The sequence below is a fragment of the Leptotrichia sp. HSP-342 genome, from assembly GCF_041199995.1.
In the GTDB taxonomy this organism is placed as follows: domain Bacteria; phylum Fusobacteriota; class Fusobacteriia; order Fusobacteriales; family Leptotrichiaceae; genus Leptotrichia; species Leptotrichia mesophila.
This window is the reverse complement of sequence record NZ_CP165646.1, coordinates 2,298,680-2,319,536: the sequence shown is the minus strand read 5'-3', so window position 1 is coordinate 2,319,536 and position 20,857 is coordinate 2,298,680. Positions and strand designations below refer to the sequence as shown.

The 20,857-nt window shown below is 33.4% G+C and carries 17 protein-coding genes, 2 tRNA genes, 3 rRNA genes, 1 other RNA gene and 1 pseudogene; 21 read left to right on the top strand and 3 right to left on the bottom strand.

Annotated elements, in window-relative coordinates; all coding sequences use genetic code 11:
• Window positions 1-91 precede the first annotated feature (91 nt).
• Window positions 92-421 carry a winged helix-turn-helix transcriptional regulator gene (locus AB8B23_RS11570; protein WP_036060499.1) on the top strand — a complete coding sequence of 110 codons (330 nt, stop codon included), beginning with the start codon at window positions 92-94 and terminating at the stop codon, window positions 419-421.
• Window positions 422-441: 20 nt separating this feature from the next.
• On the opposite strand, the gene AB8B23_RS11565 is transcribed toward AB8B23_RS11570, so the two are convergent.
• Entirely contained in the window at window positions 442-855 is a 414-nt protein-coding gene (locus AB8B23_RS11565) for a pyridoxamine 5'-phosphate oxidase family protein (RefSeq protein WP_369712860.1), read from the bottom strand.
• A gap of 274 nt (window positions 856-1,129) precedes the next feature.
• Here AB8B23_RS11565 and AB8B23_RS11560 point away from each other — a divergent pair, with 274 nt between their 5' ends.
• From AB8B23_RS11560 to rsmG, 15 genes are all read left to right on the top strand, one after another.
• Window positions 1,130-1,777 carry a hypothetical protein gene (locus AB8B23_RS11560; protein WP_369712859.1) on the top strand — a complete coding sequence of 216 codons (648 nt, stop codon included), beginning with the start codon at window positions 1,130-1,132 and terminating at the stop codon, window positions 1,775-1,777.
• Window positions 1,778-1,811: 34 nt separating this feature from the next.
• Window positions 1,812-2,573 (top strand): precorrin-4 C(11)-methyltransferase, encoded by a 762-nt coding sequence (gene cobM, locus AB8B23_RS11555; RefSeq protein WP_369712857.1) that lies wholly within the window; start codon window positions 1,812-1,814, stop codon window positions 2,571-2,573.
• The gene (locus tag AB8B23_RS11550; RefSeq protein WP_369712856.1) at window positions 2,573-3,157 is read left to right on the top strand and encodes a hypothetical protein; all 585 of its coding nucleotides are present in this window, start codon (window positions 2,573-2,575) and stop codon (window positions 3,155-3,157) included. The genes cobM and AB8B23_RS11550 overlap by 1 nt, the downstream gene beginning before the upstream one ends.
• 61 nt (window positions 3,158-3,218) lie before the next feature.
• Entirely contained in the window at window positions 3,219-4,244 is a 1,026-nt protein-coding gene (locus AB8B23_RS11545) for a hypothetical protein (protein WP_369712854.1), read from the top strand.
• 264 nt (window positions 4,245-4,508) lie between these two features.
• The gene (locus AB8B23_RS11540; protein ID WP_369712853.1) at window positions 4,509-5,162 is read left to right on the top strand and encodes a hypothetical protein; all 654 of its coding nucleotides are present in this window, start codon (window positions 4,509-4,511) and stop codon (window positions 5,160-5,162) included.
• Between the two features lie 68 nt (window positions 5,163-5,230).
• Entirely contained in the window at window positions 5,231-5,410 is a 180-nt protein-coding gene (locus AB8B23_RS11535) for a hypothetical protein (protein WP_369712852.1), read from the top strand.
• A gap of 201 nt (window positions 5,411-5,611) precedes the next feature.
• Window positions 5,612-6,328: a hypothetical protein gene (locus AB8B23_RS11530; protein ID WP_369712851.1), complete on the top strand. Its 717-nt coding sequence runs from the start codon at window positions 5,612-5,614 to the stop codon at window positions 6,326-6,328.
• 244 nt (window positions 6,329-6,572) lie between these two features.
• Window positions 6,573-6,647 (top strand) — tRNA-Gln (locus AB8B23_RS11525).
• Window positions 6,648-6,861: 214 nt separating this feature from the next.
• Complete coding sequence (gap, locus tag AB8B23_RS11520) at window positions 6,862-7,875, top strand: type I glyceraldehyde-3-phosphate dehydrogenase (RefSeq protein WP_369712850.1); 1,014 nt, start codon at window positions 6,862-6,864, stop codon at window positions 7,873-7,875.
• Window positions 7,876-8,115: 240 nt separating this feature from the next.
• Complete coding sequence (locus AB8B23_RS11515; protein WP_369712849.1) at window positions 8,116-8,790, top strand: cupin domain-containing protein; 675 nt, start codon at window positions 8,116-8,118, stop codon at window positions 8,788-8,790.
• A 154-nt stretch (window positions 8,791-8,944) separates the two neighbouring features.
• Window positions 8,945-9,676, top strand: a complete 732-nt coding sequence (locus AB8B23_RS11510) for a class I SAM-dependent methyltransferase (protein ID WP_369712848.1) — start codon at window positions 8,945-8,947, stop codon at window positions 9,674-9,676.
• 159 nt (window positions 9,677-9,835) lie between these two features.
• On the top strand, window positions 9,836-10,342 hold the full coding sequence (locus tag AB8B23_RS11505; RefSeq protein ID WP_369713941.1) for a COG2426 family protein: 507 nt from the start codon (window positions 9,836-9,838) through the stop codon (window positions 10,340-10,342).
• Between the two features lie 185 nt (window positions 10,343-10,527).
• Window positions 10,528-10,866, top strand: a transfer-messenger RNA (tmRNA) gene (gene ssrA / locus AB8B23_RS11500).
• 201 nt (window positions 10,867-11,067) lie between these two features.
• Entirely contained in the window at window positions 11,068-12,990 is a 1,923-nt protein-coding gene (gene mnmG / locus AB8B23_RS11495) for a tRNA uridine-5-carboxymethylaminomethyl(34) synthesis enzyme MnmG (protein ID WP_369713940.1), read from the top strand.
• Between the two features lie 65 nt (window positions 12,991-13,055).
• Window positions 13,056-13,778, top strand: coding sequence for a 16S rRNA (guanine(527)-N(7))-methyltransferase RsmG (gene rsmG, locus AB8B23_RS11490; protein ID WP_369712847.1), 723 nt, complete (start codon window positions 13,056-13,058; stop codon window positions 13,776-13,778).
• A 447-nt stretch (window positions 13,779-14,225) separates the two neighbouring features.
• Here the strand turns inward: rsmG and AB8B23_RS11485 are convergent, their stop codons facing one another.
• On the bottom strand, window positions 14,226-14,525 hold the full coding sequence (locus AB8B23_RS11485) for a hypothetical protein (RefSeq protein ID WP_369712846.1): 300 nt from the start codon (window positions 14,523-14,525) through the stop codon (window positions 14,226-14,228).
• A pseudogene (locus tag AB8B23_RS11480) lies at window positions 14,440-14,682 on the bottom strand (helix-turn-helix domain-containing protein); the annotation flags it as partial. The pseudogene AB8B23_RS11480 and the gene AB8B23_RS11485, both read right to left, overlap by 86 nt.
• 293 nt (window positions 14,683-14,975) lie before the next feature.
• On the opposite strand from AB8B23_RS11480, the gene AB8B23_RS11475 reads away from it, so the two are divergent.
• The 5 genes from AB8B23_RS11475 (at window position 14,976) to AB8B23_RS11455 (ending at window position 20,856) form a co-directional block, all read left to right on the top strand.
• Window positions 14,976-16,487 (top strand): 16S ribosomal RNA (locus tag AB8B23_RS11475).
• A gap of 115 nt (window positions 16,488-16,602) precedes the next feature.
• Window positions 16,603-19,506 (top strand): 23S ribosomal RNA (locus tag AB8B23_RS11470).
• 63 nt (window positions 19,507-19,569) lie between these two features.
• A 5S ribosomal RNA gene (gene rrf, locus AB8B23_RS11465) occupies window positions 19,570-19,682 on the top strand.
• The 16S, 23S and 5S rRNA genes sit together here with 1 tRNA gene alongside, the layout of an rRNA operon.
• 13 nt (window positions 19,683-19,695) lie before the next feature.
• Window positions 19,696-19,772, top strand: a tRNA-Asn gene (locus tag AB8B23_RS11460).
• Window positions 19,773-20,262: 490 nt separating this feature from the next.
• Window positions 20,263-20,856, top strand: a complete 594-nt coding sequence (locus AB8B23_RS11455; RefSeq protein WP_369712845.1) for an ECF transporter S component — start codon at window positions 20,263-20,265, stop codon at window positions 20,854-20,856.
• The last annotated feature ends 1 nt before the right edge of the window (window position 20,857 follow it).

The window sequence follows — 20,857 nt, the reverse complement described above, 5'->3', positions numbered from 1 at the left end:
CTAATGAGGAAGTTCTTGAAAATGAGGTAGAAAAAGTTTTAGGGGAATATGATGAGAAAAATAAAATTAAAAAGAATAGAGAATAATAATTATGAATAAAAAAGAATTACCGAAGTGTTCTGTTGAAATAACACTTTCTTTAATTTCTAATAAATGGAAAATACTTATAATAAGAGATTTACTTGATGGAACAAAAAGGTTTGGAGAATTGAGAAAATCTATAAATGGAATTTCTAATAAAGTTTTGACATATAATTTGAGAGAAATGGAGGAGGACAATCTTCTTATAAGAAAAATTTATCCTGAAGTTCCTCCAAAAGTTGAATATTCTCTTACTGAAACAGGGTACAGCTTAAAACCAATACTGGAAAGTATGGACAAATGGGGTGTAAATTACCGAGAAAAAACAAAATATGAATAACTAAGATTGTAGCAAATTAATTATGGTTTTTCTATTTTAAAATTTTCATTGGTATAAGTTTTTAAATCAAAAGTTCTAATCTCTTCTACATTAATATAAAAAAGTTCAAAAAGAGGATTGTCAGGAGTTTTAAAAAGTTCTTTTATTGCTGGATATTCATTTAAAACTCTTGTTTTAAGATTAATATCATCAGTAAAATAAATATTTCCATTTACAGATATAAAAGATAAATAATCCTTTGAGTGAGACAGAAAAGAAACGTAAGGACATTTTTTTAACTGTTTGTAAACGTTTTTATTATTTGTAGTTGCAAGATATACATTATTTTTTTCAGAAAACAGATATTGTAAAATTCTTGTTTTAGGTTTATTATCATCGAGTGTAGCTAAAATTCCGTAAGAGTTTTCTTTTAATATTTTATTATAATCAATCATTTTAATTTCCTCCAAATATAATTTATTTCGAGTTAGCTAACTATGTTAATTATAGCTTAAAATAGAAAAATTGTGAAGAAGGTACATTTTTATTACAAGGTAACAAGATGGTAACTTTAAGAGGGAAAGAGTTATATAAATTTTATTTATTAAATAACAATGTATAGCTTATGAAATATGCAGGAAGTAAATATTTGATATTTGAAAAGTAAAAATAGTTAAAAATAATAATTTATAATTTTATAAAAAATAAATAACATGAAAAGAGAAAAAGTTGGAAATAAAAAGAAAAGTCTATGATGATAAGGATTGGTATGAAGAATATATTCAAGTTTTAAAAGACGGAAAAGAAATTCATTATGGTGAAAGTTTTGATTTTCCGAAATATGAAAATGGAAATTATGGAAATATAGAGTATTACAAATTTTTTAAAATTTATTTGAAAAAATGGGAAGATAAAATTTATTTTATTCCAAAGTATAATTTTTGTAATGAGAAGGTATATGGATATTCACCATTGGAATTTTTGGAAAATGATATAAAAGAAATTTTAGAGAGTAAGGAAGAAACTAGTAAAATCAAGAAATTGACAATAAAGGATATTTTGTGTGAATGGGTATGTAATAGTCAATTTAGAGAATTTTGCAATAGTTTTGAAGATTATCAGAAAAAATTGGTTAATGAAATTTATTTTGTGGATAACGAGATAATTAATAATGATATTTCGGAAAAATTTGAAAAGATTTTCGGAATAAAAAACAAAAAAATAGAAAAAATAAATGTTGAAGAAGTTGAAAAACTTGATAAAATATCCGTTTATCTTGAAAATGGGAAAATTTGGGAAGCGTTTTTTAAGAAAGATAAAAAAATATATTTGAATACAGAAATATCAGTAAGTTTTCAAATAAATGAAATATTATAAAAATAAAAAAATTAAAAAAGAAAGAGGTAATTTTATGAAAAAAGTATACTTTATAGGAGCAGGACCAGGGGATCCTGAATTGATTACAGTAAAAGGGCAAAAAATTGTAAAGGAAGCAGATGTAATAATTTATGCGGGGTCATTGGTTCCAAAAGAGGTTATTGATTGCCATAAGGATGGAGCTGAAATTTATAACTCTGCTTCAATGAACTTGGACGAAGTGATGGAAGTTACGATAAAGGCACAGAAAAAAGGGAAGCTGGTAGCAAGGGTTCATACTGGGGATCCGAGCATTTATGGTGCAATAAGGGAACAAATGGATATTCTGGATGAATATGGGATTGAATATGAAGTAATTCCAGGAGTAAGTTCATTTGTGGCTGCTGCTGCTGCAATAAAAAAAGAATTTACTTTGCCAGATGTGAGTCAGACAATAATTTGTACAAGACTGGAAGGAAGAACATCTGTTCCTGAAGCAGAAAGTCTTGAAAGCCTTGCTTCACATAAATGTTCGATGGCAATATTCCTATCTGTGCAAATGATTGATGAAGTTGTAAAAAGATTATTAAAACATTATGATAAAACAACACCAATTGCAATTGTTCAAAGAGCAACTTGGGAAGATCAGAAAATTGTTATGGGAACATTAGAAAACATTGCCGAACTTGTGAAAAAAGAGAAAATTACAAAAACAGCGCAAATTCTGGTAGGAAACTTTATGGGAAATGAGTATTCCAAGTCTAAACTTTACGACAAAGCATTTACGCATGAGTTTAGAAAAGGAATTGAAGAATAATGAAAAAACTAATAACATTAATTCTATTTATATTTTCCATGCAAATTTTTGCAGGGCAATATCAAGTAACTAAGCAGAAAAATGTTACCTTGTCAAAAGAGCAGATTGAAGTGGAGAATAAAAAAATTGAAGAAAGATTGAATAATTACGCAAAGAAAGACTTGAAAGAGAGTCTGATTTCTGAATTTAAAAAAGTTATTAAGGATATACCAGAAGAGGGTTATTATATTTTGTTGGAACTTTTCTCACAGCTTTCTAATTTTATAGTTGAAAATACTAAAATAAAAATAAAAAATATAAAGTATTTATCAAATACTAAAGCAGTTGTAAAATCTAAAATAACAATGCCTTCATCTGATAGTTTTGATAATCTAAATGAAGGTGAACTAGAAAAAAAATTTATAAAAAAATATAATTTAAAGGAATTTGAAAATACAAATGATTTAAAAACGTTATCGAAACTTGGAATTTTAATGGCAGATTTTATAAAAAAAGAATTTAAAGAAAAACCATCTTATAGAGTTATTGAAGGAGATATTAACTTAGAAAAAGTTAAGAATGGTTGGGAAATCAAAGGAATATGAGCAAATGTTAAATAAAATGAAGTAATAAAATATTATTTATTACGTGAGGATTTTAAAAAATATGGAAATTATAAAACTTGAAAATCAGAAAAATGATTCTTTTTTTGAAGCAGAATGTTTTTTGCATATTGGAGAAGCAAAAGAAGATAAAAATTATGTGGCATTTGATCTGAGAAGGGAAGATGATCCGCTGTATACCTGTTCTTATTATGATTTTGAGAAAGAAAAGGGAGATAAAATATTTCATTGTTTTGATGGACAGGATTATTCTTGGAAATGTTACGAAAATGAAGTTACGAATAATGAAAAATTGAAAAATGAAATTTTAGGAAATTATGATATTTTGAGAAACAGTACAATTAGATATTTGAAAGAAATAATTCATAAAAATAAGGTTGATTTTTCAAAAAAATTAATTGAACTTCTTGAGAAAATAAAAGTGGGAGAAAAAATAAACAAGAAGGAATTTCGGAAAGAACTGAAAAAAGTTGGGCTGTATAAATCAATTTGGAAAGAAAAAACAGAAATTTTTGATGATGTTGTAACACGGGAAATTGGCTTTGAGAAGATAATGAAATTTATTGAAGAAAATAATGTGAGTAGAATTGTCTTTGAGAATGGCGAGTTTTTAGAAATTGAAGAAATAGGGAAATTTATTAGAGAATATATAATTGTAGAATTTCGTGATTTTAAGCCAATTAAAGATTTTGATATGATAAAAATGACTTTGGAAGAATGGAATAATCTTAAGAAATGGAAAAAATTGGAAGCAGAAAATAATATTATTGAAATTGAAGAAAAAGATTTTGAAAAAGATGTTTCGATTTACAGGTTAAATGGAAGAAAAATAAATGCAAAAATAGAAGTTACAGATTTTGTGGAAATAAAAAATAATTTTTTTCGTTATTTTAATAAATGGTTTAGCAAGGGAAAAGATAATAATTTGAGAGAAAAGACAGTTATAGAAGGTGTTATACGAGATGGGAGAAAGTTTTATAACTGGATTTTTTTTGATAAAAATAATAAGATTGTAACAAGAGAAGAATATGATGAATTTGGGAAAAGATGTGATTTGAAAAATATGTAAAATAGTAAAAAATAACATGATTAAAGAAACTGACAATAGTTTGATAATCATGTTTTTATTTGTTTCTAGGCATTAAATCTCTCCTTATAAATCGTAAATTTCCTGTATTATATCGCATAGATTATTTTTTTATAATTTTATTTATTTCTAAATAGTAACACTTTATTTTATAACTTTTCTTTTGAAATAATTTTTAATTTTAATATTTCATAAAAATATGTTATACTTTTGTAAGAAAACTAAAAGATAGAATAAGGAGATTTTATGAAAAAAGTATTGTTTGTACTAATGCTAGTAATAATGGGAAATACTTTTACAGCAACAGTATCAAGAAATATAAAAACAGCGGCTAGAGTATTAGAAAATGAGAGAAAAGAAATGGAAAATGCAATTCAAAAGGAGATTCAGCCCTTTGTACATTTCGTTATGAATGCTGGAATTTCAGAGGCTAGAAAACAGCTTAGTGAAGAAGTATTTGATAAATTGTTTGGAAAAGATTATGTTATAAGTAATTCTTTGAAAAATGAAATCACAGAAAAATACATTGATGAAATAGTAAAATTCACATTAAAAGGAGTACAACCAAGAGTTGTAATAAAAAAAATTGATTATGTTTCTCAAAATGAAGTGCAAGTAAATTATGATATAAAAATTAAAAATTTAGAAAAATTTTGGGATATATTAGAATTGGATGATGGAACGGAAAGAAAAATTATAAAAAAAATGGGAATTAAAAATAAAGATGAAATAGAAAGGGTTATGAAAAGTAAAGGAAATGACGAATTAAAGAGGAAATATTATTATATATTTCTTGAAGAAATGGTAAATTTCATTAATGAAAAAGCAAAGGGATTCAAAGAGGAAGAAACTTTGCTGGAAAATATGTCAGTTACAATAAAAAAAGTGAATAACAAATAGAAAATAGAAAATTTAGAGAATTTAAGGAACGTTTTTAATTAATAAATCAATAAAAATGAGGATAACCTATGAAGAAATTATTATTTCCGCTAATATTAACGGTAACAGGAAATACATTTACAGCACCAAAGCCGCAAAAGACTAAAAGTACAAGAAATTCAATAGCAAGCAGAATATTGGAAAGCGAAAAAAAAAGATTGAGGAAGCAGTTCAAAAAGAAACAAAACCTTTTGCAGATTATGTTATAAACTTTGGAATTACGGAAGCAAGAAGAAATATTGGCGAAGAGGCATTTGAACAATTTTTTGAAAAAGATTACATTATTAAGTGATATTTTGAAAAAAGAAATTGGAAAGTGGCAAGTTGAAGACTTAGGATATACTAATACTTTTAACTAAAAAGTGTGGTATAATTTAGTGGAAACTAAAAAACAGAATAAGGAGACAAATATGAAAAAAATATTATTTGTAATTATGCTAGCAGCTGCAGGAAATATCCTTGCGTCAAACCGTAGCATATCGGAAACAATCAGAAGGGAAAAGGAAGAGCAAAGAGCAGCAAACTGGGAAAAAAAGGAAATTGAATACACGCTTCAAAGAGATTTACAGGATTTTTTTTACAGCTATGTAAATGCTATGATAGGAGAAAATGAAAAAAAACTTGAAAAACAGGCGTATAATAATCTGTTTGACAGAAATTATATCGTAAGCAATTCACTAAAACGTGAAATTGCAGAAAAATATGTACGTGAATTGGCAAAGGAGGCAATAAAGGAATCAACTTTGAGATTCGAAACAAAACAGATAAATCACATTTCAGAAGATAAAGTAGATGTAGTTTTTGACATAAAAGCAAGAAACTTGACAAGGGCTACGAATGGACTGACAATAAACAACGATATCATCGGAAGAGTTGTAGAGCGTGGAAGATTTGGAAGCGTGGATGAATTGGAAAGAATTATGAAAAGAAGAGGAAATGAGCCTACCAAAAGAAATTTTTACAATGTTGCATTGGAAGAGCTGGTAAGCCGTTTTGCTGAAGAAATAAAAAATATTACAGATGAAGATGTAATTCTAGATAATTTGCCAGCAACACTTCAAAGGGTGAATGGGAAATGGAAAGTTACAAATCCTGTAGTTACAGAAGATGGGATAGAATTAAAATAGAAGGAATATATTCTTGTAAACAGAAGATTGAGAAAGAAAATTAAGAAAAAGACCTCTTAGTATATTTTAGAGGTCTATTTTTATAATAAAATTACTTTTAAAATAGAAATTTAAAGAGTTGAATATTAACAGAATTTAAGCAGTAAAATAAAATAAATTTAGAAATTATATAAAAGTTTGAAAATAAAGTGTTGACAAAATAAAAATTTTTTTGTATAATAGTTCTTGTCTTAGGAAATATTGTTGGGCTGTCGCCAAGCGGTAAGGCACTGGACTTTGACTCCAGCATGCAATGGTTCGAATCCATTCAGCCCAGCCATTTTGAATATAAATTGTGTAATATATAACTACTGATTTTATCAGTAGTTTTTTTTTGACAAAAAACAAAAAACTTAGATAATTTTTTTGGTAATCTTAATATAAAATTTTATTGATTTCTACCTGTTGAAAATTCAATAAAAATGTGATATACTCAAACTGTATAGAATAATATATTTTTAAATATATTAAAATTTTTAGGAGGTATTATTAAAATGGCAGTTAAAGTAGCAATTAACGGATTTGGAAGAATCGGAAGATTAGCATTAAGATTAATGGCTGAACAAACAGACAAATTTGAAGTGGTGGCAATTAATGATTTGACAGACTCTAAAATGTTAGCACACTTATTCAAATATGATTCATCTCAAGGAAGATTCAACGGAACTATCGAAGTTAAAGAAGGAGCTTTCGTAGTAAACGGAAAAGAAATCAAAACTTTCGCAAAAGCTAACCCTGAAGAATTACCTTGGGGAGAATTAGGTGTTGACGTAGTATTGGAAGCTACAGGATTCTTTGCTACAAAAGATAAAGCAGAATTACACGTTAAAGCAGGAGCTAAAAAAGTAGTTATTACTGCACCTGGTGGAAACGATGTTAAAACAGTTGTTTACAATGTAAACCACGAAATTTTAGATGGATCTGAAACAGTTATTTCAGGAGCTTCTTGTACAACTAACTGTTTAGCACCAATGGCTAAAGCATTAAACGATAACTTTGGTGTTGTAACTGGTACAATGACAACTATCCACGCTTATACTGGAGATCAAAACACTTTGGATGCACCTCACAGAAAAGGTGACTTAAGAAGAGCAAGAGCTGCAGCTGTGAACATTGTTCCTAACTCAACAGGAGCTGCAAAAGCAATTGGATTAGTAGTACCTGAATTAAACGGAAAATTAGATGGAGCTGCTCAGAGAGTACCTGTTCCAACTGGTTCATTAACTGAATTAGTATCAATCTTAAACAAAAAAGTAACAGTAGAAGAAGTAAACGCAGCTATGAAAGCCGCAGCTAACGAATCATTCGGATATACTGAAGAAGAATTAGTATCTTCTGACATTGTTGGAATTCACTTTGGATCATTATTTGATGCAACACAAACAAAAATCGTTCAAAACGGAGATACTCAATTAGTTAAAACAGTATCTTGGTATGACAACGAAATGTCTTATACAGCTCAATTAATCAGAACTTTAGGATACTTCGCAAGCAAAATTGCTAAATAATTGATTTTAAACAGAAATCTTAAAAATTAACTTTGAAGATCGGCTAGAAATAGTCGGTTTTCTTTTTTTATAATGGATTGTATAATAAAATGCAGCAAATTTAAAATAAAATAAAATTCATAATAATTTCGTGCATTTGTTGCGAATTTTAAGTGAATTGACTGTATATTTTATAAAATATATGTTATACTATATAAAATTATTTCAAAAAAGTTACTATAGATAACAAGGAGATATTTTATGGTTAAAATAGAAGTAGCAAAACCGATAAATTTTAATGAACTTATCACATCTAAGGAAGCCGAAGTTGTAAGTATGAGAATCTTAAATCAGCCAAATAGCTATATTTCTTTATTCTCTTTAGCAAAAGATGAGGAAATAACTGCAGAAGCTATGCTCGGAAATCGTTATTATTACTGCTTTAACGGTAATGGAGAGATTTTTATTGAAAATAATAAGAAAGTAATTTCCAATGGAGACTTTCTTGAAATCACAGCAAATCATAATTATTCTATTGAAGCAAGAGATAATTTGAAGTTGATTGAAATTGGAGAAAAGATAGGAGATGGAAATATGGAAAATAAGACATTAAAAATGCTGGAAAGTGCAAGTGCTTTTAATCTTGCTGAAGTTGTTGATTATCAGGAAGGAAAAATTGTAAGTAAAAATTTGGTAGCAAAACCAAACTTAGTAATGACAATTATGTCTTTTTGGAAAGGTGAGAGCCTTGATCCACATAAAGCACCTGGAGATGCTTTGGTTACTGTGCTTGATGGAGAAGGAAAATATTATGTTGACGGAAAACCATTTGTTGTGAAAAAAGGTGAAAGTGCAGTTCTTCCTGCAAACATACCTCACGCTGTAGAAGCTGAAACAGAAAATTTCAAGATGTTGTTAATACTTGTTAAAGAATAAGAATTTTATCAAAAAAATTATATAAATTAGATAGATGTGTTGATCCTGAAAAGCTGGATAAATTTAATTCTTATTCTATAAAATTTATGATATAATAATCTAAAATTATAACTTTGTTTTTAAAATTCAAAAAATTTTAAAATTTGGAGAAAATATGGAAAATAAAGAAAATATGAAGAAGTTTTACGATACAATAGCAGAAAAATACGATTTTATCTTTTCACTTTCAGATGTTCAGAAGAATTTTTTTCAAAAATATATTACAGGAAAAAAAGTACTTGATGTAGGAGCTGCAACAGGTAATTTGTCAAAATTTTTAAAAAATGAAGGATATGAAGTAAATTCCATTGATATAAATGAAAAACTGATTGAGCAGGCTAGAGAAAAAAATGTTGATGTAAAAAATTTGGATATGATGAGAGTCGATGAATTGGGAAAATTCGACACAATAATAAATGTTGGAAATACGTTACCGCATTTAAATAGCAAAGAAGAGATTTTTTTATTTTTAAAAAAGGCTTATTCACAGCTTGAAAATAATGGGAAACTGATTATTCAGCTAATAAATTTTTATAAATTTTTTGAGAATCAAAAATCTAAATCTGATTTTTTGGGAAATTTACCATTGATTGAAAATGAAAATGTGAAATTTGAACGTTATTATTACAAAAATTCTGATAATAATGTGATTTTTAAAACTATTTTGGATGATAAGCTTGAAAATGAGGAAATTTTAACAAATGTTAGTTATTTTGATTTTATGAAATTTTTTGAACAGTTAGGCATAAGCAATGTAAAAGTATTTGGAGGCTTTAATGAGTCTGAGTTTATCTTGGAAAAATCGCAGCCATTAATATTTGTGATTACAAAAGCTGATAAGATTTAGTTTGAAATATGTTGTAAATGTATAAATTTTTGTAAGAATTAAGATGAAATTTTAAATAATAAAATAGAGTATGCGTTCTCTTGAATTAACGTAAATAATCAATAAAGGAGAAATTTATGATAATTAATGAATTTAATTATTATAAAGTAAAAAGTAAAAATTATGAAATCTTTTAAAAATTTTATAAAGATAACTTTAATTGGAGCTCCGCTTCTAAATAAGATTATAGGAATATTTCTTATATCAATGTTGCCTATAATTGAACTTCGTGGAGCAATACCGATTGGAGCAGCTATTGGATTACCTTGGTACTTGAATATGATTGTTTCGATTGTTGGAAATATGCTTCCTGTGCCGTTTATTCTTTTATTTGTAGTAAAATTATTTGAATTTATGAAAAAGAAGAATATATTGGTAAACTTTATTGAAAAAATTGAAAAAAGGGCGATGAGCAGAAGTGAAAGTATTGCAAATAAGGAATTTTTGGGACTTATGATTTTTGTAGCTATTCCATTTCCAGGAACAGGTGCTTGGACAGGAGCATTGATTGCGGCATTACTTCAATTTGACAGAAAAAAATCTTTTTTATATATTCTTTTTGGAGTATTAATTGCAGCAGCTCTTGTAACATTGGGAGTATACGGAGTGATAGGATTTTTAAAATAGATCTGTTCGATAACTATATTGAATTTGAAAATACAATGAGATAAATATTGCTCTAAGGGAAGCAAGACATCTTATTAGAAATAAAAAAATATAAAGTTTCCGAACAAGGCTAACATAATTTTTAAATAATATCTTTTCAAAATCTTAAATATATGCTATACTAAAAAAAGTAAATTTTAAAATAAGGGAATGTTTTGGTTTCGACAGGATAAAAAGATTACTATTGGCAAGTAAGCGGGAGCTTTAAAATCCAACTTAAAAATAATCGGAAACGATAATTACGCATTAGCTGCCTAAGATAGCAGCTCATCTCTTTTGGGAACGCCATTTTTCCATTAGATGATGTCATTTTTAATGGCTTACTCAAATGTATGATTATGTCATTTGGGGAAATCTTATAATCTCGCCTTTAGACTTTTGTCTGTTTAATATCTAATGGTTAAAGCGTTAAATAGACTAAACTTGTAGAAGATAGTAAGAACTTTCTATTTTGGACACGGGTTCGATTCCCGTCATTTCCACCAAAACAGAAAATAAAAATCGAATTATTAAATAAACTGTAAGCGAGTTGCATAACTCGTTTTTTCTTTTTTGAAAATACTTTATTGAAAAAAACAAAATATTAATATATAATGGATTTATAAAAAGAATTGGAAACGAAAGGAGAATGTAATTTTAGATCAAAGTGTTATTTTGAGCATAAAAAATTACAATTTATAAATAAAATGAGAAATTATGATGTAATTGTAGTTGGTGCTGGACATGCAGGAATTGAAGCGGCATTGGCATCAGCGAGATTAGGATTGAATACAGCAATTTTTACAATAACATTAGATAATATAGGTGTTATGTCCTGTAACCCATCAGTTGGAGGGCCTGCAAAAAGCCATTTGGCTAAGGAAGTTGACGCATTAGGTGGAGAAATTGGACGAAATATGGATAAAAGCTTTGTACAAATGAGAATTCTAAATACAAAAAAAGGACCAGCAGTTCGTTCGTTAAGGGCTCAGGCAGATAGAAAAATTTACGCAAGGGAAATGAAAAAAACAATAGAAAATCAGCAAAATTTAGATACTGTTCAAGATATTGTCACAGAATTAATTGTTGAAGAAATTGAAATTTTAGAAGGTAATTCTAAAAGAATTGAAAAGGTTATAAAAGGAATAAGAACTAAGACAGGAATGGAGTTTTTTGCAAAAGCAGTTGTGCTTGCAACAGGAACATTCTTAAGAGGGATTTTATATATTGGAGATAAAAGGGTAAAAGGTGGAAGAATGGGAGAGTTATCAGCAGAAGATTTAACAACTTCCCTGAAATCTTTAGGATTTAAAATGGATAGATTCAAGACAGGAACTCCTCCTAGACTTGATATCAGAACATTAAATCTGGAAAAATTGGAAGAACAGCCAGGAATAACAGGTATTCCATTAAAATTTTCAATGAGAACGCCAAATAGTGAAGTTCTAGAAAAACCTCAATTATCATGCTACATAACACGGACAAATGAAACAACACATAAGCTAATACTTGATAATTTAGACAAAGCACCGATGTATAATGGAAGTATAAGCAGCACAGGACCAAGATACTGCCCGTCAATTGAAGATAAAGTTGTAAAATTTAATGATAAAGACAGCCATCATCTGTTTTTGGAGCCAGAAGGATTTGACACGGCGGAAGTCTACATAAGTGGACTTTCCACAAGCTATCCCGCTAGTTTGCAACAAAAGATAGTAAATACAATTGATGGACTTGAAAATGCTCATATAATGCGATATGGTTATGCGGTAGAATACGATATTGTAGACCCTAGCGAACTTGACTACACTCTTGAAACGCGTAAAGTAAAAGGACTTTATTTAGCTGGACAGCTAAATGGGACAAGCGGTTATGAAGAGGCAGCTGCACAGGGAATTATCGCAGGAATCAATGCAGCTTTAAAAATTAAAGGAGAAGAGCCGTTTATTTTGGATAGGGAGAGTTCATACATTGGAACAATGATAGATGATTTAATAAATAAGGAATTGTTTGAGCCATATAGAATGTTTACAGCAAGATCTGAATTTCGACTTATTTTACGTGAAGACAACGCTGATATAAGACTTTCTGAAAAGGCTTATAAAATCGGACTTCTTGATAAAAAATATTATGATATTGTACAGGAAAAGAAAAAAAATGTTAAGATAACAATAGAAAACCTTGAGAATATAAAACTTGGAAGCAGTAACCAAAGACTCATGGAAATTCTTGATAAATATAACGAAAGTCTCAAAAGTGGAACGACTTTAAAGGAAATTTTACGTCGTCCAAAAGTTACATATCAAGATATAAAATATATCGCTGAAATCATTGAAAATGTTCCAAATCTAAATTTTGACGATGAAACTGAATATCAAATTGAAGTTCAGACAAAATATGAGGGCTACATTGCCAAAGCCATCCAAATTATGGAAAAACAGCAAAAACTTGATGATAAAAAAATTCCTAAAAATTTTGACTATGACAGTATGAAGGGAATTACAAGAGAAGCAAAACAAAGATTGAAAGAAAATAGACCATATAATGTAGGACAGGCATCCAGAATGTCTGGAGTAACGCCAGCAGATATTTCTGTGCTGCTAATGTATTTAGATGGAGTTTTAAAATAAATTTGGCTATTTTAAAACCAAACTAAAGAAAGTTTTTATATATTAATGGAATGTAAGGAGAAAAAGTGGAAAATATAAACGAAGAAGCCAATTTAAGAGAATATTTCTTAAACTTGCTTTCAAAATCAGAAATTAAAGTACCAGATGAAAAAATTATACAAATGCTGAAATTTTTGGAACTTTTATATAATAAAAATCAGATTATGAATTTAACAGCAATTCGTGAGAAAAAAGGAATGCTGGAAAAACATTTTATAGATTCCTTACTTTTAACAAAAGTTATAAATGATGACGAAAAATCTTTTATAGATGTGGGAACAGGTGCTGGATTTCCTGGGCTTGTACTTGTTATTTATTACCCAGAGAAAAAGTTTTTGTTAGTAGATTCAGTAAGGAAAAAAATAGAATTCATAAATGAAGTAATAAAAGAATTAAATTTACAGAATGTAACCACAAGTTTTGAACGTGCAGAAGAATTAATAAAAGATAGAAGAGAATGTTTTGATGTTGCTCTTTGTCGAGGAGTAGCAAATTTAAGAATAATACTGGAGTATATGATTCCATTCATAAAAGTAAATGGACGATTTTTACCACAAAAATTAAACCTAAACGAAATAGAAGAATCGAAAAATGCTCTAAAGATTTTAAATGCAAAAATAAACAAAACTTTTGAATTTAATCTTCCAGAAAGTATGGATAAAAGGATAATTTTGGAAATTTTAAAACTACAAAAAACAGACAAAAAATATCCAAGAAAAATAGGAATTCCATCCAAGAAGCCGTTATAGATAAAAGAATTAAAAAGTTGTAAAAATAAAGTATTCATTTGTATGGAGCAACAAACTTTTAGGAAATAACTTTATAAAGGCAATAGTTAACAGAGGAATAAAAGTTACAGGATTAGTATAAAATTATAAAAAACGGTGTATTGTCAAGTCAAGTGCAACAGAAAGTAAAAATAATATAAAGTTAAAGTTTTTTTAAGGGCAGAGATTTTTCTGCTCTTTAATTTTTATGCTGTAGTGTTATCAAAATAATACTCTTCTGCTGAACGATAGTTCAGTATTTTTCTGCATCTCTTATTCAAAATTTTTTGTATTTCTGGTATTTTTTTCTCTTTTCCATTCTTGCCTTTTACGGCATTAATTTCAGAGTATCCTTTTTCTTCACGGCTGTTAATATGCTCAGGTCTCTGCTCAATTCTTGCGCCCAGTATGCTTTTATTCTTTTTAGCATTACGTTGTCCAATCAGTTTTTTTTCTAGGCTTAAGTTTAGTCATTCTAGGAAGCATGTATGGCTTTATTCCTTTAGTTTCCCCTCTGTGAATTATTTCATATACAGTTTTGGTTGAAGGGATAGCTTTATCAAGATTATTTCTTTTGTAGATATTGCAGAAGGTGTCAATGCTGTGAACCCTTTTCTCTTTTTCAAAAATCTCTTTTTTAATCTCAACAAAGATATAGAGGGTCATACTGCTTATGGCATAGACACTTCTGTATTCTTTTTTTGTATAGAATGTGAGCAGTATCAGCAATACAGATATCTTTAAAGCTGTAGGATGAAACCATCTGAGTTACAGAGTTTCTTTTGAGTTCTCTTGAAATAGTGGAAGGACTTTTTCCAAGCAACTTTGCGATGAAGCGGATGGACTTGTCTTCATTTTGGTAAGCCTGAATTTGTCCTCTGTTGGAAGGAGTTAGATATTAGTACATCATTTTTACTATGTTTTAGGTGTTGCACTTGATTATACAATACACTTATGAAAAAATTTAGAAAAATTCAAAAAAAGTAGTTGACAAAAGGGAGCGATTATGGTAATATATATCTTGTCGATACGAAAAAGGTATCACAGGACAATAGAAAATAAGAATAGAAGAAGCAATAATGTGTAATAGATAAAACAAAAGTCAAGAGTACATATTTTAGTAGAGTAAGATATGAACTTGTCAAAACTAAGGTGAAATAAAATATATTTATGATATATTGAATGAAGAGTTTGATCCTGGCTCAGGATGAACGCTGACAGAATGCTTAACACATGCAAGTCTTTGGCGAAGCTGTGCTTGCACAGACTAGCCAAGGCGGACGGGTGAGTAACGCGTAAGGAACTTACCCTGCAGACAGGGATAACAGATGGAAACGACTGATAAGACCTGGTATTGTCAGGCTGACGCATGTCAAGCCTGATGAAAGGAGACGCTGCAGGAGAGCCTTGCGTCCTATTAGCTAGTTGGTGGGGTAATGGCCTACCAAGGCGATGATAGGTAGCCGGCCTGAGAGGGTGAACGGCCACAAGGGGACTGAGATACGGCCCTTACTCCTACGGGAGGCAGCAGTGGGGAATATTGGACAATGGGGGCAACCCTGATCCAGCAATTCTGTGTGCACGAAGAAGGTTTTCGGATTGTAAAGTGCTTTCAGCAGGGAAGAAGAAAGTGACGGTACCTGCAGAAGAAGCGACGGCTAAATACGTGCCAGCAGCCGCGGTAATACGTATGTCGCAAGCGTTATCCGGAATTATTGGGCATAAAGGGCATCTAGGCGGCCCTGTAAGTCTAGGGTGAAAACCTGCGGCTCAACCGCAGGCTTGCCCCGGAAACTACAGGGCTAGAGTACCGGAGAGGTGGACGGAACTGCACGAGTAGAGGTGAAATTCGTAGATATGTGCAGGAATGCCGATGATGAAGATAGTTCACTGGACGGCAACTGACGCTGAAGTGCGAAAGCTAGGGGAGCAAACAGGATTAGATACCCTGGTAGTCCTAGCTGTAAACGATGATTACTGGGTGTGGGCATGAAGAGTGTCCGTGCCGAAGCAAATGCGATAAGTAATCCGCCTGGGGAGTACGGCCGCAAGGCTGAAACTCAAAGGAATTGACGGGGACCCGCACAAGCGGTGGAGCATGTGGTTTAATTCGACGCAACGCGAGGAACCTTACCAGATCTTGACATCCTGCGAATGCCCGTGAGAGCGGGCAGTGCCTTTGGGAACGCAGAGGCAGGTGGTGCATGGCTGTCGACAGCTCGTGTCGTGAGATGTTGGGTTAAGTCCCGCAACGAGCGCAACCCCTATCGTTAGTTACCATCATTAAGTTGGGGACTCTAGTGAGACTGCCTGCGAAGAGCAGGAGGAAGGTGGGGATGACGTCAAGTCATCATGCCCCTTATGATCTGGGCTACACACGTGCTACAATGGCCGGTACAGAGAGCAGCCAGGCGGCAACGCTGAGCGAATCTTGAAAGCCGGTCCAAGTTCGGATTGAAGCCTGCAACTCGGCTTCATGAAGCTGGAATCGCTAGTAATCGCAGATCAGCAATGCTGCGGTGAATACGTTCTCGGGTCTTGTACACACCGCCCGTCACACCACGAGAGTTGTCTGCACCTGAAGCTGCTGGTCCAACCGTAAGGAGGAAGGCATCTAAGGTGTGGATAGTGATTGGGGTGAAGTCGTAACAAGGTATCCGTACCGGAAGGTGCGGATGGATCACCTCCTTTCTAAGGAGAAATAAACACAGCTTCTTCTTATATCTTCTATGTTTTATATTAGGACAATGAGAAATGAATAGTAGGTAAAAGATTACAATAAAACTAGAGTAAAAGTTATTCTGGAGAAAAAGCTAATAAGGGCACACGGAGGATGCCTAGGCAACAGTAGCCGATGAAGGACGTGATAAGCTGCGATAAGCCAGGAGGAGATGCACATAATTATTGATCCCTGGATTTCCGAATGGGTAAACCTACATATCTGAAGGATATGTGTGAAAACGGTAAGTCCGCGAACTGAAACATCTAAGTAGCGGGAGGAAAAGAAAGTAAAAACGATTCCCTAAGTAGCGGCGAGCGAACAGGGAGGAGCCTAAACCGTGTCAGTGCCAAGCGGACAGCGTTGCTGGCACGGGGTTGAGGGACTTCCATTAACGGATTGTCATAATGTTTAAGCTGCATGTGTGTAAGTGGAACCAGCTGGGAAGCTGGACCAAAGAAGGTGATAGTCCTGTAGAACATAAAACATATGCTGTGACTGGAAGCACCCGAGTAGCGTCAGGCACGAGGAATCTGGCGTGAATCAGCGTGGACCATATCACGCAAGGCTAAATACTACTGTTGACCGATAGTGAAGAGTACCGTGAGGGAAAGGTGAAAAGAACCCTGAGCAAGGGAGTGAAATAGAATTTGAAACCGTGTGCTTACAAACGGTAGGAGCACTTTATGTGTGACTGCGTGGATTTTGGTTAATCATCCTGCGAGTTATGATTAGTGGCAAGGTTAATAAAGTGGAGCCGAAGGGAAACCGAGTCTTAATAGGGCATTAAGTCGCTAGTCATAGACGCGAAACCTAGTGATCTAGGCCTGTCCAGGCTGAAGCTGAGGTAAGACTCAGTGGAGGGCCGAACTCACCGCCGTTGAAAAGTTGGGAGATGAGATAGGTCTAGGGGTGAAAAGCCAATCGAACTAGGAGATAGCTCGTTCTCTCCGAAATGCATTTAGGTGCAGCCTTGATATTAAGATATGCGGGGGTAGAGCTCTGTATGGTCTAGGGGGCGTATTGCTTACCGAAATCAAGCAAACTGCGAATACCGCATATTAATAGTCAGGAGTGAGTCCGTGGATGACAAGGTCCTCGGACGAGAGGGGAACAGCCCAGACCGCCAGCTAAGGTCCCTAATTATGTCTAAGTGGGAAAGGAGGTGGATATTCACAGACAACCAGGAGGTTGGCTTAGAAGCAGCCATGCCTTGAAAGAGTGCGTAACAGCTCACTGGTCGAGAGTATCTGCGCCGAAGATGTAACGGGGCTAAGACATAAACCGAAGCTGCGGAGGCGTTTTTACGCCTGGTAGGAGAGCGTTCTGTAGGCCGTTGAAGAGACGCCGTAAGGCAGTCTTGGAGGTATCAGAAGTGAGAATGCAGGAATGAGTAGCGAGAAGGCGGGCGAGAATCCCGCCGGCCGGAAGTCCAAGGTTTCCAGGGGAAGGTTTGTCCGCCCTGGGGGAGTCGGGACCTAAGCATAAGCAAAAATGTGATGGCGAATGGAAAACAGGTTAATATTCCTGTACCGCTGTTATCGCCTGAGAGACGGAGTGACGCAGGAAGGTATGCGGGAAGGCTGACGGAATAGCCTTTCTAAGGGCGTAGCATGGGCATGCAGGAAAATCCGCATGCCTAAATGTGAGACCTGATGGGTAAGTGCATCTGCATAAGCTGCAGATCCTACACTGCCGAGAAAAACTTCTATCGATGAGAAGCAGCGCCCGTACTGTAAACCGACACAGGTGGACAGAGTGAGAAACTTAAGGCCGACAGGATAACTCTAGCTAAGGAACTCTGCAAAATGGCCCCGTAACTTTGGGAGAAGGGGTGCCTGATATACCTGATGGGAGAAACACCCTGAGGGGAAACAGGCCGCAGTGAAGAGTCCCAAGCAACTGTTTACCAAAAACACAGGTCTATGCTAAGCTGAAAGGCGACGTATATGGGCTGACACCTGCCCAGTGCCGGAAGGTTAAGAGGAGGGTTGAGAGACTCAAATTGAAGCCCCGGTGAACGGCGGCCGTAACTATAACGGTCCTAAGGTAGCGAAATTCCTTGTCGGGTAAGTTCCGACCTGCACGAATGGTGAAATGATTTGGGAGCTGTCTTGGCTGGAGACCTGGTGAAGTTGTAATGCCGGTGAAGATACCGGCTACCTGCAGTAGGACGGAAAGACCCCGTGGAGCTTTACTGTAGTTTGGCATTGGGTTCTGGCTGCATGTGTATAGGATAGTTGGGAGACTATGAAGCCAAGGCGTCAGTCTTGGCAGAGTCGCTGTTGGAATACCAACCATATGCCGTCGGAATTCTAATCTGGAAACGGAGACAGTGCTAGATGGGCAGTTTGACTGGGGCGGTCGCCTCCCAAAGAGTAACGGAGGCGTTCAAAGGTTCCCTCAGGCTGGATGGAAATCAGCCTAAGAGTGTAAACGCATAAGGGAGCTTGACTGCAAGACTGACGGGTCGAGCAGGCACGAAAGTGGGAGTTAGTGATCCGGCGGTTCCGAATGGAAGGACCGTCGCTCAACGGATAAAAGCTACCCCGGGGATAACAGGCTGATACTTCCCAAGAGTCCATATCGACGGAAGTGTTTGGCACCTCGATGTCGGCTCGTCTCATCCTGGGGCTGGAGAAGGTCCCAAGGGTTGGGCTGTTCGCCCATTAAAGAGGCACGCGAGCTGGGTTCAGAACGTCGTGAGACAGTTCGGTCCCTATCCACTGCAGGCGCTTGAGTACTGAAAAGATCTGACCTTAGTACGAGAGGACCGGGTTGGACAGACCTCTGATGTATCAGTTGTCACGCCAGTGGCACGGCTGAGTAGTCACGTCTGGAACGGATAACCGCTGAAAGCATCTAAGCGGGAAGCCGGCTTTGAGATGAGTACTCGCAGTATCCATGGAGAACACATGGTCGATAGGCCAGAGGTGTAAGCGTAGTAATGCGTTTAGCTGACTGGTACTAATATTACATATGCTTTTTAGGTAGTCTTTTACTTCTACTATTTATTTCTCATTGTCTTAGTTCATACAATTTAATCTTACATAGTTTGGTGATCATAGCGGCAGGGATACACCCGGTCACATTTCGAACCCGGCAGTTAAGTCTGCCTGCGCCTACGATACTTGGATTCGTCCCGGGAAAATAGGAAGTTGCCAAACTTTTTTTCTTTGCGTCTCCGTAGCTCAGCTGGTTAGAGCATCTGACTGTTAATCAGAGGGTCGTTGGTTCAAGTCCAACCGGGGACGCCATTTTTTTGTTCAAAAAGGAATTCAGTTTGATTTATATCTCTTATCTGCTCTTCTATAGATATTCTCCTTTTACTCCAGCCTTATTTATCTAGTAATATTCGTCAAAATTTGTTTCATCAATATAGATTATTTCTCTGCCTGAACCTGCTTCTGGTAATTTTTTTAAATATCTATTTACTTCTTTCTCGTCCTGCTCTCTGTATTTTGTATCTTTTTTTTAGGAAAAGAAAGTCCAATAAGGAATGTTCTGAAGGAAATATCACATGATTAAAAAAGCGGTTAAAAAAGAATTATTATGTTATTTGATGAATGCCTCTATATTTTTTAGTATAAAGTATAATTTTTGTTTTTTAAATAGAAAATAGTAAAAATATTTAAAGAATAAATTTAATATGATTGTTAAAAAAATAACAAAACTTTCTTCCAAAGGTTGAAATATTGCCAAATATGTTTTAAAATATAGTAAATAAAATTTTAAGGAGGCAGAAAAATGAAAAGTTTAAAAGAGGATTTTTCTTTAATGTCAAGTTTGTTGATACCAGTAGCAGTGGCTATTAATTTTACAGGATTTACTATTGCAAAAATGTTAAATGTGCCATTATTTCTTGATTCGATAGGAACAGTTTTTATAAGTCTTCTGGCTGGTCCTTGGGTTGGATCAGTTGCTGCAATTATTACAAGTATAGTTACTGGTGGACTTGCACCTGAAAATTTGGCATTTATACCAGTTGGAATTTTGATTGCTGTTGTAATGGGAACATTGACTAGATTTAAAATGAAAAATTATGTTGTAAAAATAGTAGTTTGTACATTAATATTGACGATAGTTAGTATTAGTTCATCTACTCTAATAACAATTTTAATGTATGGTGGAATTACACCGAATGCAACTGGAGTTTTAACTTCATTTTTTGTAAAACAAGGGATAAGCTTAAAAGTTGCTGCAACTTTATCTAATTTTATTTCAGAAATTGGTGATAAAGTAATAACAGTTGTTATTGCGATGTTAATTGTTAAAAGTATGTCTGATAGATATTTGATTAAATTTAAGTATGGAGAAAACTATATTCATGGAACAAAATAGA

What these genes read in the sequence shown, in the direction of transcription:
- AB8B23_RS11570 (WP_036060499.1), top strand. Translation starts at nt 92, where the DNA reads ATGAATAAAAAAGAATTACCGAAGTGTTCTGTTGAAATAACACTTTCT.
- AB8B23_RS11530 (WP_369712851.1), top strand. Translation starts at nt 5,612, where the DNA reads ATGAAAAAAATATTATTTGTAATTATGCTAGCAGCTGCAGGAAATATC.
- gap (WP_369712850.1), top strand. Translation starts at nt 6,862, where the DNA reads ATGGCAGTTAAAGTAGCAATTAACGGATTTGGAAGAATCGGAAGATTA.
- cobM (WP_369712857.1), top strand. Translation starts at nt 1,812, where the DNA reads ATGAAAAAAGTATACTTTATAGGAGCAGGACCAGGGGATCCTGAATTG.
- AB8B23_RS11515 (WP_369712849.1), top strand. Translation starts at nt 8,116, where the DNA reads ATGGTTAAAATAGAAGTAGCAAAACCGATAAATTTTAATGAACTTATC.
- AB8B23_RS11455 (WP_369712845.1), top strand. Translation starts at nt 20,263, where the DNA reads ATGAAAAGTTTAAAAGAGGATTTTTCTTTAATGTCAAGTTTGTTGATA.
- AB8B23_RS11550 (WP_369712856.1), top strand. Translation starts at nt 2,573, where the DNA reads ATGAAAAAACTAATAACATTAATTCTATTTATATTTTCCATGCAAATT.
- AB8B23_RS11545 (WP_369712854.1), top strand. Translation starts at nt 3,219, where the DNA reads ATGGAAATTATAAAACTTGAAAATCAGAAAAATGATTCTTTTTTTGAA.
- AB8B23_RS11535 (WP_369712852.1), top strand. Translation starts at nt 5,231, where the DNA reads ATGAAGAAATTATTATTTCCGCTAATATTAACGGTAACAGGAAATACA.
- AB8B23_RS11510 (WP_369712848.1), top strand. Translation starts at nt 8,945, where the DNA reads ATGGAAAATAAAGAAAATATGAAGAAGTTTTACGATACAATAGCAGAA.
- AB8B23_RS11565 (WP_369712860.1), bottom strand. Translation starts at nt 855, where the DNA reads ATGATTGATTATAATAAAATATTAAAAGAAAACTCTTACGGAATTTTA.
- mnmG (WP_369713940.1), top strand. Translation starts at nt 11,068, where the DNA reads ATGAGAAATTATGATGTAATTGTAGTTGGTGCTGGACATGCAGGAATT.
- AB8B23_RS11540 (WP_369712853.1), top strand. Translation starts at nt 4,509, where the DNA reads ATGAAAAAAGTATTGTTTGTACTAATGCTAGTAATAATGGGAAATACT.